Source organism: Bradyrhizobium sp. AUGA SZCCT0283, assembly GCF_018130385.1.
GTDB lineage: Bacteria > Pseudomonadota > Alphaproteobacteria > Rhizobiales > Xanthobacteraceae > Bradyrhizobium.
The window spans coordinates 1-11893 of the sequence record NZ_JAFCLU010000038.1 but is presented as its reverse complement, the minus strand read 5'-3'; the positions used below and the strand labels follow the sequence as shown (position 1 = coordinate 11893).

Sequence of the window (11893 nt, the reverse complement as noted above, 5' to 3'; positions counted from 1 at the left end):
TACCCTGCGGAGGACCTTTATCCGACGAATTCCCTTCCAATGACGGAGTGGCGGATCGTGGAAGAGATGCGCCGTATTGCCTACGAGACCGTGCTTCGCGCCTGCGGATTCGCGTCGCTCGCCATTTTCTGCGTCATGATCGGCCTGTCCTTCCTGCCCCGCTCGGCTTTCCAGGCGGGAGGTTTCCTCAGCATGTTGATGACGCTCGTTCTGGTGCTGAAAGCCTATGAAGCCCGGACCAAGGACCACCGCCGCACCGAGATGTGGCTCTACCTCCCCAAGGAAAGCCGTCCGCCCCAAGCTTTCGCGCAGAAGATGATCTCAACCGTCATGCGCGAGACCTATCTGCAATTCGCGCGCTGGACCGCCCTCATCTCCATCGTGATGTGGAGCATTGCGCTTTTTTTCTCCGTCATTGGACTTTAGTCGGGGCCGCGCCAACCGGCGAGACTTCGGGCGCGGTCAATTCACGGCTTTCAGCTTGCGGGAATGGCCGAATGCCGGCCAGCCAAAACATCGAGAACAGCCTGAATGCCAAGGCGTTTCGTGTTTCGGAAATCGGAACTGCCTCCTGATTGCGCAGATCCATCACGAAAGGGCGGCAGCAGGGTCCGCGCCGGATCGCGCACATGGAGATTCACCGCCAGCCGAAAGTACTATTGGGCCAAGCTTCGCGAACATGTAGGAAACCCTGAAATAATCAAGCGTCGATCTGACGCAACGCACATCTTTGCGAGCATAAAAAAGGGGAGCGATTCGGAAATGTCTACAATGACTGCCACATCCGGCAAGGCCGCCGGGATGACGAAGGACGAACGTTTCGTCATTCTCGCTTCGTCGCTTGGTACCGTCTTCGAATGGTATGATTTCTACCTTTACGGATCGCTCGCCAGCATCATCGGCGCGCAGTTCTTTTCGGCCTATCCGCCGGCCACGCGCGACATCTTCGCGCTGCTGGCCTTCGCCGCCGGCTTCCTGGTACGTCCGTTCGGCGCCATCGTGTTCGGCCGCATCGGCGACATTGTCGGCCGCAAATACACCTTCCTCGTCACCATTCTGATCATGGGCCTGTCGACCTTCATCGTCGGCCTGCTGCCCAATGCCGCGACCATCGGCATCGCGGCGCCGATCATCCTGATCGCATTGCGCCTGCTGCAGGGCCTCGCGCTCGGCGGCGAGTATGGCGGTGCGGCGACCTACGTGGCCGAACATTCCCCGATGGGCAAACGCGGCTACTACACCTCGTTCATCCAGACCACGGCCACGCTCGGCCTGTTCCTGTCGCTGCTGGTGATCCTGTTCACGCGCACGGCGCTGGGCGAGCCTGATTTCGCGGCTTGGGGCTGGCGTATTCCGTTCCTGGTCTCGGTGCTGCTGCTCGGCGTTTCCGTCTGGATCCGGTTGCGGCTGAATGAATCGCCGGTGTTCCAGAAGATGAAGGACGAGGGCAAGGGCTCGAAGGCTCCGCTGACCGAAGCCTTCGCCAACTGGAGCAACGCCAAGCTCGTCATCCTGGCGCTCGTCGGCGGCGTGATGGGTCAGGGCGTGGTCTGGTACACGGGCCAGTTCTACGCGCTGTTCTTCCTGCAATCGATCCTCAAGGTCGACGGTTACACCGCCAACCTCTTGATCGCCTGGTCGCTATTGTTCGGCACCGGCTTCTTCATCGTGTTCGGCGCTCTCTCCGACAAGATCGGCCGCAAGCCGATCATCCTGGCGGGCTGCCTGATCGCGGCGCTGACCTTCTTCCCGATCTTCCGCATGATCACCACCAACGCCAACCCGGCGCTGGAGAAGGCGATCGAAGCCACCAAGGTCGAGGTGGTGGCAGATCCCAAGGGCTGCGGCGATCTGTTCAACCCGGTCGGCACCCGCGTCTTCACCGCACCCTGCGACACCATCCGCGCCTTCCTCGCCCAGTCGTCGGTCAAGTATTCGACCAGCTACGGCGCGGCAGGTTCCGGCGTGAAGGTGATGGTCAACGGCAAGGAGGTGCCTTACACCGACGCCAAGACCTCCAACCCGGCGGTGCTGGCAGCGATCCAGGGCGCCGGCTATCCCAAGGCGGGTGACGCAGGCATCGTGAAGATGTCAAACCCATTTGACATCTTCCGTCCTCAGGTTGCGGCGATCATCGGCCTGCTGTTCATCCTGGTGGTCTACGTCACCATGGTGTACGGGCCAATCGCGGCGATGCTGGTCGAACTGTTCCCGACCCGGATCCGCTACACCTCGATGTCGCTGCCCTATCACATCGGCAACGGCTGGTTCGGCGGATTGCTGCCGGCGACCTCGTTCGCGATCGTGGCCTCGACCGGCGATATCTACGCTGGTCTCTGGTATCCGATCATCTTCGCGTCGATCACCGCAGTCGTTGGCTTCTTCTTCCTGCCGGAAACCAAGGACGTCGACATCACGAAGTAACCGGTTTCGTTCGGCGGAACGAAATCACGAACCGGCCGCGGAGCAATCCGCGGCCGGTTTGTTTTTGCGGATGCCTCAATCGACGCTGCCCGCGAACTGCAGCACGATCTCGCGCCGGTGCGGCCGCGCGCGGTGCTCGACCAGATAGATCGCCTGCCACGTGCCCAGCGCAAGCGCGCCCTGCAGCACCGGGATGTGCAGCGAGGTTGCGGTCAGCATGGTCTTGATATGCGCCGGCATGTCGTCCGGCCCCTCGGTGTTGTGGCGCCAGCCGGCGTTCTCGGGCGCGAGCCGGTTCAGCGCCGTCGTCAAATCGACGAGCACGGTCGGGTCGGCATTTTCCTGGATCGTGAGCGACGCCGAGGTGTGACGAATGAACAGCGTCACCGCACCTTCGCGCGCCCGCGCGTCCGCCACGAATTTCGCGACCTCGGCGGTGAGATCGGTAAAGCCCGCGCCGGAAGTCTGCACGGTCAGCAGCGAGGATACGATGGTGTTGGCGGCGACGGCGGAGGGCGTGGTGCGGGAGAGGGATTTGGGTGCAGGCATCAACGTCAAACTTCGTTGGGTGGGCAAAGGCGCTCTTCGCGCCGTGCCCACCGGTTCTTGCATGGTTAAAGTTGGTGGCCACGCTTCGCTTTGCCCACCCGAATTCAACGTCTCCGTCAAATCTTGCCGTTGACGTCCCGCTGCACCCGGTTGGCCATTTCGATCAAGCGCCGCCAGGCGCGCTCCAGGAACGACATCATGCGATCCATGTCGCGGTCGCTCGGCAGCGGGATTTCGATCTTGCGCTCGCCCTCCGCCACCTTCGGCTCGCTCTTCTTCAGCGAATCCGATTTCGGCAGCGGCTCTTCGATCTTGCCGGGCACCGTCGGCTCGCGCTCGGCGAGTTGGGCCTTGAGCCTTTCATTGTCGGCCTGCAGCCGGCCAATGTCTGCTTGCAGCCGGCCGATTTCCGTGTCCATCGCCGCGCGCTCGTCCGGGACGGCGTAGCAGGCCCAGCCCGCGCCCGAATTGTTGCAGGTCGAAATCGCTCCGGTTCTTGTATCGAGCCGGAGCACGCCATCCCCCGTCGGTGACAGCGCATAGCGGCCATTCTCGGTTTCCGGCAGCGCTCCCGCGAGCGCTTGCCCGGTGCCTGCGAGGCAAAAGGCCAGCACGACGAGCCCAAGGAATTTTGAGGACGATTTTGCTGTGCTCATGGGCTTGCTCCCGCCGCAGGACAGTACCGGTTTCCTCGACCGCCGGGACGCTTTCAAGGCGCGTCCCTAGACCTTTGAGCTATAGGGCGCTCGGCCGGATTTCAACGCATCTTCCAGCAATTCGAGGCGGTCCTGTCCCCAGAACACTTCGCCCTCCAGCACATAGACCGGCGAGCCGAACACGTCGGCCGCCAGCGCGTCCTGCCGGTTCTGCTCGTACGCTGCGCTGATTTCCTCCGAGCCGGAGCGCTCCACCAATTGCTTGCCGGGTAGCCCCGATTCGTCGGCGAGTTTCGCGATCGTTGCGGGATCGGCGAGATTGAGCTGATCTTCCCAGACGGCGGCAAAGGCCCGGCGCAAATAGCGGTCGGGATCGTGGCCGGCCTCGAGCGCCGCAATCACGACGCCATCGGCCAGGCGTGCATTGAATGGCCAGTGCGCCGGCTGCAGATGAAACTTCAGTCCGCGCTTGTCGCGCCAGCGCTGCAGTTCGACCATCCGGTAGCGCTGCCGGACCGGGTGGCGCTTCATCAAGGGCAGGCCGCCGGTCTCCGAGAACAGATCGACCAGCACCACCGGCTTGTGATTTACCTTTAGATCATAGGTACTTACCAGACGCCGAAAGGACTGGTGCCCGATATAGGCCCAGGGCGATTGCAGCGAAAAATAGTAATCAACCTGACGCGGCATGCGGGCTCCGGCACGAGGATGTTCGCTTCACTCGAAGCATCCCAACAGACCGCCCAAACGGGCGCAAGATCGATCGATGCGGGAATAGCTGCTGCACTGCGATGACGGGTCCACAGTGTCGCAGGCGACGCTTGAATAAGTCCAATTAAATCAACGAACTAACTGGTTACGGCCTAATCTTGACTTGAATAGACGCGGTAAGTATGGTCCGCGCGGCTTTCAAGGGTGACGGGCGTAATTTCCATCAACCGCTGGCATCGTTTAATGTCTTGGGCATGGCCGAAGACAAAAACGACAACGCAGGTGGAAATCGCGATCAGCCGTCTTCCGACGAAGCTGCGCTTTCCGCAAGGCTCGGAAGTCTGGATCACCGGTTGTCCGAAATTCGTGACAGCCGCAAAATCAGGACTGATCAACCCGGAACTGAAAGCGGAGACAGAGCTGCCAGAACTTCTGCCATGGCGCTTGGTTTCCGGCTTTCCTCGGAATTGGTCGCGGGCGTTGTCGTCGGAGCGGCGATTGGCTGGGGGTTCGACCGTTTATTGTCGACATCGCCGTTCGGTTTCATCGTGTTTCTGCTGCTCGGCTTCGTCGCCGGCGTGGTCAACGTGGTGAGAACTGCCGGCGCAGGTCCAGGCAGGCGCTGAGCGTCGACGGGAAGTCACGACATTGGAAATTCGATTGCCGGCCAGGCCGGTGGATAAAGAGCCGCGCGGATGAAAATCGACCCGATCCACCAGTTCAATATCGAACCCCTTTTCACGATCGGCCATATCGGCAAGCACACGATCGCCTTCACCAACTCGTCGCTCTACATGTTCATCACGGTGGCGGTGATCTCGCTGCTGATGATCGGCGGCATGGCGAGAGGGCAACTGATTCCGGGGCGACTGCAATCGATCGCCGAAATCTCCTACGAGTTCGTCGCCAGCACGATCCGCTCTACCGCCGGCTCGGAAGGCATGAAGTTCTTCCCGCTGATCTTCTCGCTGTTCATGTTCATCTGCGTCTCGAACCTGATCGGCATCATTCCCTACACGTTTACGGTTTCGAGCCACATCATCGTCACCGTGGCGCTTGCGCTCCTGGTCTTCTTCACGGTCCTGGTCTACGGCATCTACAAGAACGGCCTCAAGTTCTTCAAGATTTTCGTGCCGACCGGCGTTCCGATGTACATCCTGCCGCTGGTCATGTTCATCGAAATCCTGTCGTTCTTCCTGCGGCCGGTCTCGCACAGCGTGCGTCTGTTCGCCAACATGCTGGCCGGTCACATCGCGCTGAAGGTGTTCGCGGGCTTCGTCGCCATGCTCGGCGTCGCGCTCGGCGCGCTCGGCTGGGCCGGCGGCATGCTGCCGCTGGCGCTCACCGTCGCGCTCACCGCGCTCGAGCTCCTGGTCGCATTCCTGCAGGCCTACGTGTTCGCGATCCTCACCTGCATCTACCTCAACGACGCCATTCATCCGGGACACTAATCGTCCGGGGAATTTCCACCCTCACTCTGTCTTATCTCTCAAGGAGCTCTAGAAAATGGAACCGGCAGCAGCAAAACTTATCGGCGCGGGCATCGCATGCATCGGCATGGGCGGCGCGGGCGTCGGCGTGGGCATCATCTTCGGCAACTACCTCGCCGCAGCGGTGCGCAATCCTTCGGCAGCGCAGGGCCAGTTCGGCAACCTGATCTTCGGCTTCGCCGTGACCGAAGCGCTCGGCATCTTCTCGCTGCTGATCGCGCTGCTGCTGCTGTTCGTCCCGCTCTGAGCTGCACCCACTCGCACCGCCCGGTCCGGGCGGCGCGCTGACAGCAAGAGGAGAACTCCGTGGCTGAAAAAAGTCATGGTACCGGCGCCCACACAGAAGCCGATGGCGGACACGGCGGAGGATTTCCTCCGTTCGAGTCCAGCACGTTTGCTTCGCAGCTGGTATCGCTCGCTATCGCATTCGTCGCGCTCTATGTAATCGTGTCCCGCTTTGCGCTGCCGCGCGTCGAAAGCGTGATCGACGCACGTCAGAATGCGATCGAGGGCGATCTGGCCGCGGCGCAGAAGCTGAAGGACGAGTCCGACGCTGCGCTGAAGGCGTATGAGACGGAACTCGCTTCGGCGCGTTCCCGCGCGCAGGCCATCGGCAACGAGACCCGCGAGAAACTGAACGCGGCCTCGGAAGCCGAGCGCAAGAAGCTGGAAGACCAGTTGGCCATCAGGCTTGCCGCTGCCGAGAAGCAGATCGCGGCGACCCGCGAGACCGCGATGAAAAATGTCCGCGGCATCGCCGCGGATGCAGCCGGCGCGATCGTGCAGCGCCTCACGGGCGTGCTGCCCGACGGCAAGACGGTGAGCAAGGCCGTCGATGCTACGTTGAAGGGATAGACGGATGTTCACCCAACCGGAAACCTGGGTCGCGATCGCCTTCGTCATCCTCTTTGTGCTGTTTGCCTATCTCGGCATCCACAAGACGGTGCTGACGGCGCTCGATCATCGCAGCGAACGCATCAAGGCCGAACTTGACGACGCCCGCCGTCTCAAGGAGGAGGCCGCCAAGCTGCTCGGCGAGTACCAGACCCGCCGCGCCAGCGCCGAGCGCGAGGCTCAGGAGATCATCGCCAACGCCAAGGCCGAAGCCGAGCGCATCGCGATCGAGGCCAAGGCCAAGATGGAAGACTTCGTCGCCCGCCGCACCAAGACCGCCGAGAGCAAGATTGCGCTGGCCGAAGCCCAGGCGCTGGCCGACGTCCGCGCCGCCGCCGCCAACGCTGCAGTCGAAGCCGCCTCGACCATCCTGTCGCAGTCGGTCAAGGGCTCGGTCGCCGACGACCTGCTCGCCAAGGGCATTGCCGAGGTTCGCGCCAAGCTGAACTGAGCGCTTTCGACCCACCAAATCAAAGCCGGCGCGATCATCTCGCGCCGGCTTTTTTTATTGCTTCTTCTTTTTCGGCGCCGGGCGTTCGGGCTTCAGGGCCTGCGGGTCGAAGCCGATATAAAAGATGTAGCTGTCGCCGACGGCGCCGGAAGGCGCGGGATAGGCGAGATCTTCGGCCACCAGCGTAAACGGCTCGCTGCCGCCTTCCGTCATCGTGACGGTGGTCTGGTAGGCCTTGGTGGCGATGGTCTTCTCAGACACGCCGCCCTGCACCACCGCGACGCGAATCGGAACCTGGACCGACGACGGGGCGCCGGCGGGGCCGGCAATGACGCGGCCCTGAATGCCGATCCGCGCCGTGATCACGCCGCCATTGAGGCTGCATTCGCGGGCCATTTTGGAGATCGTGGCCTGAAAGCGCAGGTCGTTGCCGACCGGCTGCTTGCCGGGCGCCGCCACGGCGTAGGTGGCCGCGCCGGCCCTGACCGTGACCGGCGGGCAGGTCAGGTCGCCCGTGTCCTCGGGCACCGCCGGCGCATTCGCGGCCGGCTCCGCGTCCGACTTGCCGCCGAACAGGCTCTTGAAACGATCCGTCAGCGATTGCGCCGATGCCGGCGCCGCCATCAGGCAGGCCAGCCCGCCCGCGACCGCCGCAGCCGCCATCACCTTGGCCAAACGATTGTCACCCATGCGACCCCTGATCCCATCGTCTCGCGTCATTGTTCCCGGCGGCGTTATAGCAGCCCAATGGCGGCGAACCCAAGGCACCCAAAAGGCTTACAAATCAACGGTTCAGCCGCGGAAATCCTCATGCAGCAGGCCGAACAGCAGATGGTCCTGCCAGACGCCGTTGATGCAGAGATAGCGCCGCGCCAGCCCCTCGCGGGTGAAGCCGCATTTCTCCAGCACCCGGATCGACGGTGAATTGGAGGGAATGCAGGCGGCCTCGATGCGGTGCAGATTGAGCTCGCCGAACAGCGTCGGCAGCAGCACCCGGAGCGCCGCGGTCATGTAGCCGCGATGGGCATGGGGCGCGCCGACCCAATAGCCGATGGTGCCGGCCTGCACGATGCCGCGGCGGACATTGGCGAGCGTGATGCCGCCGATCATGGTGCCGTCAGACTCGCGGAAGATGATGAACGGATAGGAGCGGTCGGCGGCGATATCCTCGGCGTAGCGGCGCAACCGGCGGCGAAAGCCGGCGCGGGTCAGATCGTCCGACGGCCAGATCGGCTCCCACGGCGTGAGGTAGGCCCGGCTTTGCTCGCGCAATTGCGCCCATTGCAGGAAATCCGACATTTGCGGGGCGCGCAGCAGCAGCCCGTGGCCGCGCGGTACGAGTGCGGCCGGTCCGCTGGTTGGCAAACGAAACAGGGCCATGCCCTCTACCTCAATGTAGAAGCGTCTTCGCCTTCGACCTCGTCAATCCTTCCGCAAAAGACACCGCCGTGTCCAGCCCCCTGCCGCTGCCAAGTGCGACGACCGCCGGCCGGCTGCGGGTGAGCAGCGCGTGCGCAGCGTTGCGGGTCGATTCGACGCTGACCGCATCGATTCGCGCGACCAGCTCTTCCACCGTCTGCGGCCGGCCATAGGCCAGGATGTGCCGCGCCAGCTGTTCGGCCCGGGAGGAGCAGCTCTCCAGCGCCATCAACAGCCCCGCCTTCATCTGCGCCTTGGCGCGGGCGATCTCGGCTTCGGTCAGGGTTTCGACCGCATCGTTGATGACGTCGACGATCACTTCCATCATCTCCGGCGCGTCGCCGGGATCGGTGCCGGTATAGAGGCCGAAAAAGCCGGTGTCGGAATAGGGCGCGTGGAAGGTGTAGATCGAGTAGCACAGGCCGCGCTTCTCGCGCACTTCCTGGAACAGCCGCGACGACATTCCGCCGCCCAGCGTGTTGGTGAAGACCTGCAGCGAGAACAGCGATAGATCCGTTTGCGGGACGCCCTCGAGCGCCAGCGTCAGATGCGCCTGTTCGAGGTCGCGGTGCACCACGCGCGAGCCGCCCTTGCCGAACATCGCGGGCACCGGCTTCGGCGCGGCCGTGGCGTCGAAGCTGGCAAATCTTTGCGCCACTTCCTCGACCACGCGCTTGTGGTCGACCGCGCCCGCGGCGGCCACCACCATGTCGGGCCCGCGGTAGTGCGTCGAGAGATAGCCGCGCAGCATGTCGCGATCAAACTTCTTCAGCGTCTTGGCGGTGCCGAGCAGCGAACGGCCCATCGGCTGGTCCGGAAAGCAGAGTTCGTTGAGGTGCTCGAACACGACGTCATCAGGGGTATCCTGCGCCGCGCCGATTTCCTGCACGATCACGCTCTTCTCGCGCTCGAGTTCATCCGGCACGAAGGACGGATTGGCGAGAATGTCGGAGAGCACGTCGAGCGCCAGCGGCACGTCGGCCTTCATTACCCGCGCATAATAGGCGGTGGTTTCGGTCGAGGTTCCGGCATTGAGATCGCCGCCGACCGCCTCGATTTCCTCGACGATCTCGCGCGAGGAGCGCCGGGTCGTGCCCTTGAAGGCCATGTGTTCCAGAAGATGCGAGATGCCGTGCTCGTTCGGCTTTTCGTCACGGCCGCCGACGCCGGCCCAGACGCCGAGCGCCGCGGTTTCCAGATGCGGCATGGTGTCGGTAACGACGGTCAGGCCGGATGGCAGCTTGGTTACGTCAACGCTCATCCGGCAACTCCCTGCTTCGCGGCACGGCTCACCGAGCGCACGAATCGCTCCACTTCGGCTGAATCGTTTTTCATCACCGTGATGTGTTCGGATTTGGTCATGAGGCCGTCGAGCCAGGCCGGCAGTTGCGGCCGCACGCCGCAGGCGGCTTCCACCGCATCGGGAAATTTGGCGGGATGCGCGGTCGACAGCACGATGTTGGGGATCTTCGAATCCGAGGTGTCGCGATCGGCCACCGCCAGCGCCACCGCGGTATGGGGATCGACGAGGTCGCCGGCCTCGCGCCAGGCGGCCCGGATCGCAGCCGACGTCTCGGTCTCATCGGCGCGGCCTGCGTCGAACTCCTCGCGGATCGCGGCCAGGATGGCATCCGGCAGCACGAAACGTCCGGACTGTTTCAGCGAGGCCATCAGCCGGCGGACGCTCTCGGCATCGCGACCGCTCGCCTCGAACAAGAGCCGCTCGAAATTCGAGGAGATCTGGATGTCCATCGAGGGCGAAGCGGAGGCGTGAACCTCGCGGACCTCGTAGATTCCGGTCTTGAGTGTGCGCGGCAGGATATCGTTGACGTTGGAGGCGATGCGCAGCCAGCGAACCGGCAGGCCCATCTTCTTGGCGACATAGCCTGCAAAGATGTCGCCGAAATTCCCCGTCGGCACGGTGAAATCCACCATGCGCGCGGGCGCGCCGAGCGCCGTGGCGGAGGTGAAATAATACACGACCTGCGCGACGATCCGCGCCCAGTTGATCGAATTGACGCCCGACAGCGAAACCGCGTCGCGAAAGCCGTGATGGTTAAACATCGCCTTCACGAGCGCCTGGCAATCGTCGAAGGTGCCTTCGATCGCGAGCGCATGCACATTGGACGCGCCCGTCGTCGTCATCATCCGCCGCTGCACGTCAGAGATGCGCCCGTTCGGGAACAGCACGACCAGATCGACATTGTCGAGACCCGCAAAGGCATCGACCGCGGCGCCGCCGGTATCGCCCGAGGTCGCAACCACGATGGTGGTGCGCTGGCTGCGCCGGGCCAGCACGTGATCCATCAGCCGCGAGATCAACTGCATCGCGACGTCCTTGAACGCCAGCGTCGGGCCGTGGAACAGCTCCAGCACGAATTGATTGGGCCCGATCTGATCGAGCGGCACCACCGCCGGATGGCGGAAGGTGGCGTAGGCTTCATTCGCCATCCGGCCGAGATCGGCGTCGGAAATCTCGCCCGCCGTAAACGGCCGGATCACGTCGACCGCGACTTCCCAGTAGGGCCGGCCGAAAAATCCCGCGATGGTCTCGTGCGAAAGCTGCGGCCAGACCTCGGGCACATAGAGGCCGCCGTCGCGGGCGAGCCCGGTCAGCATCACATCGCAGAAACCCAGGGCGGGGGCCTCCCCCCGCGTCGAAATATAGCGCGTCAAACCACCCTCCAAAGGCGCAAGCCCTATGCCAAGCCTTTGATATTGATCATGTATTAGATTTCGCCAAGCGCGAAGCGAGCGGCACCATAAAGCGTTTTGGGGTGAAGGGGAAATGCCATGAGGGCGAAAAATCGGGATGGCGGAGCGGCTGCCCCGCCGGTCGGAGCCCGGCTGTTTCCCTGCCATTGCGAGAAGCCCGCAGGATGGGTGGAACGAAGCGATACCCATCAATGCCGGTGCGTGTGGCGATGGGTATCGCTTCGTTCCACCCATCCTACGATAGAAATACATTCGCGATCTCGCGACATGAACTGCCCGAGGTTTGCTGGAGAACTTCCCGCCCTCTTTGTCAGAGGGCGCAGGGAAGACCGGGTGCACGCTGCACCCGCGGTCTCGTGTGCAATTGCGCACAAGGAACGCGCACACGAGCATACAGGTACAGGCGGAACACTCCGGCCTTCCCTGCGCAATGGCTTTACGGCTTACTTCGAGCTCTCCCCGGTGAACGGCTTTCTTGCCACCGTCGCCGCGCAGGAAATCAACCCCGCGCAACTTGACGCCAGCACCGCGGCGTCAGGACCACACGACTTCGCCGTACGCGATAGGCCACACACGTCAGTCGC

The 11893-nt window shown here is 63.2% G+C and carries 14 protein-coding genes; 7 read left to right on the top strand and 7 right to left on the bottom strand.

The genetic code is table 11. The annotated features are described in order from the left end of the window. The first annotated feature begins 57 nt into the window (after nucleotides 1–57). Together JQ624_RS32775 and JQ624_RS32770 are read left to right on the top strand one after the other, a co-directional pair. Nucleotides 58–426, top strand: a complete 369-nt coding sequence (locus JQ624_RS32775; protein WP_212423035.1) for a hypothetical protein — start codon at nucleotides 58–60, stop codon at nucleotides 424–426. Between the two features lie 375 nt (nucleotides 427–801). Next, complete coding sequence (locus tag JQ624_RS32770; protein ID WP_212423081.1) at nucleotides 802–2424, top strand: MFS transporter; 1623 nt, start codon at nucleotides 802–804, stop codon at nucleotides 2422–2424. Nucleotides 2425–2499: 75 nt separating this feature from the next. Here JQ624_RS32770 and JQ624_RS32765 read toward each other — a convergent pair whose 3' ends face one another. The 3 genes from JQ624_RS32765 to JQ624_RS32755 all read right to left on the bottom strand — a co-directional run bounded on the left by JQ624_RS32765 (nucleotide 2500) and on the right by JQ624_RS32755 (nucleotide 4319). After that, nucleotides 2500–2973 (bottom strand): secondary thiamine-phosphate synthase enzyme YjbQ, encoded by a 474-nt coding sequence (locus tag JQ624_RS32765; RefSeq protein WP_212423034.1) that lies wholly within the window; start codon nucleotides 2971–2973, stop codon nucleotides 2500–2502. 116 nt (nucleotides 2974–3089) lie between these two features. Then, entirely contained in the window at nucleotides 3090–3629 is a 540-nt protein-coding gene (locus JQ624_RS32760; protein ID WP_212423033.1) for a hypothetical protein, read from the bottom strand. A gap of 66 nt (nucleotides 3630–3695) precedes the next feature. Further along, nucleotides 3696–4319 (bottom strand): 2-hydroxychromene-2-carboxylate isomerase, encoded by a 624-nt coding sequence (locus JQ624_RS32755; RefSeq protein WP_212423032.1) that lies wholly within the window; start codon nucleotides 4317–4319, stop codon nucleotides 3696–3698. A gap of 275 nt (nucleotides 4320–4594) precedes the next feature. Between JQ624_RS32755 and JQ624_RS32750 the strand changes: the two genes are divergently transcribed. The 5 genes from JQ624_RS32750 to JQ624_RS32730 all read left to right on the top strand — a co-directional run bounded on the left by JQ624_RS32750 (nucleotide 4595) and on the right by JQ624_RS32730 (nucleotide 7175). Then, entirely contained in the window at nucleotides 4595–4966 is a 372-nt protein-coding gene (locus JQ624_RS32750) for an AtpZ/AtpI family protein (RefSeq protein WP_212423080.1), read from the top strand. Between the two features lie 69 nt (nucleotides 4967–5035). Continuing rightward, complete coding sequence (locus tag JQ624_RS32745) at nucleotides 5036–5791, top strand: F0F1 ATP synthase subunit A (RefSeq protein ID WP_212423031.1); 756 nt, start codon at nucleotides 5036–5038, stop codon at nucleotides 5789–5791. Between the two features lie 55 nt (nucleotides 5792–5846). Beyond that, nucleotides 5847–6077, top strand: a complete 231-nt coding sequence (locus JQ624_RS32740) for a F0F1 ATP synthase subunit C (protein WP_016847054.1) — start codon at nucleotides 5847–5849, stop codon at nucleotides 6075–6077. A gap of 59 nt (nucleotides 6078–6136) precedes the next feature. Continuing rightward, nucleotides 6137–6685, top strand: a complete 549-nt coding sequence (locus tag JQ624_RS32735; RefSeq protein ID WP_212423030.1) for a F0F1 ATP synthase subunit B' — start codon at nucleotides 6137–6139, stop codon at nucleotides 6683–6685. A 4-nt stretch (nucleotides 6686–6689) separates the two neighbouring features. Further along, nucleotides 6690–7175 (top strand): ATP F0F1 synthase subunit B, encoded by a 486-nt coding sequence (locus JQ624_RS32730; RefSeq protein WP_212423029.1) that lies wholly within the window; start codon nucleotides 6690–6692, stop codon nucleotides 7173–7175. 54 nt (nucleotides 7176–7229) lie between these two features. Here the strand turns inward: JQ624_RS32730 and JQ624_RS32725 are convergent, their stop codons facing one another. From JQ624_RS32725 to thrC, 4 genes are all read right to left on the bottom strand, one after another. Continuing rightward, the gene (locus tag JQ624_RS32725; RefSeq protein WP_212423028.1) at nucleotides 7230–7865 is read right to left on the bottom strand and encodes a hypothetical protein; all 636 of its coding nucleotides are present in this window, start codon (nucleotides 7863–7865) and stop codon (nucleotides 7230–7232) included. Nucleotides 7866–7967: 102 nt separating this feature from the next. Continuing rightward, entirely contained in the window at nucleotides 7968–8555 is a 588-nt protein-coding gene (locus JQ624_RS32720) for a GNAT family N-acetyltransferase (protein WP_212423027.1), read from the bottom strand. Between the two features lie 10 nt (nucleotides 8556–8565). Then, nucleotides 8566–9855, bottom strand: a complete 1290-nt coding sequence (locus tag JQ624_RS32715; RefSeq protein WP_212423026.1) for a pitrilysin family protein — start codon at nucleotides 9853–9855, stop codon at nucleotides 8566–8568. After that, nucleotides 9852–11270, bottom strand: a complete 1419-nt coding sequence (gene thrC / locus JQ624_RS32710) for a threonine synthase (RefSeq protein WP_212423025.1) — start codon at nucleotides 11268–11270, stop codon at nucleotides 9852–9854. The genes JQ624_RS32715 and thrC overlap by 4 nt, the downstream gene beginning before the upstream one ends. Nucleotides 11271–11893 lie beyond the last annotated feature (623 nt).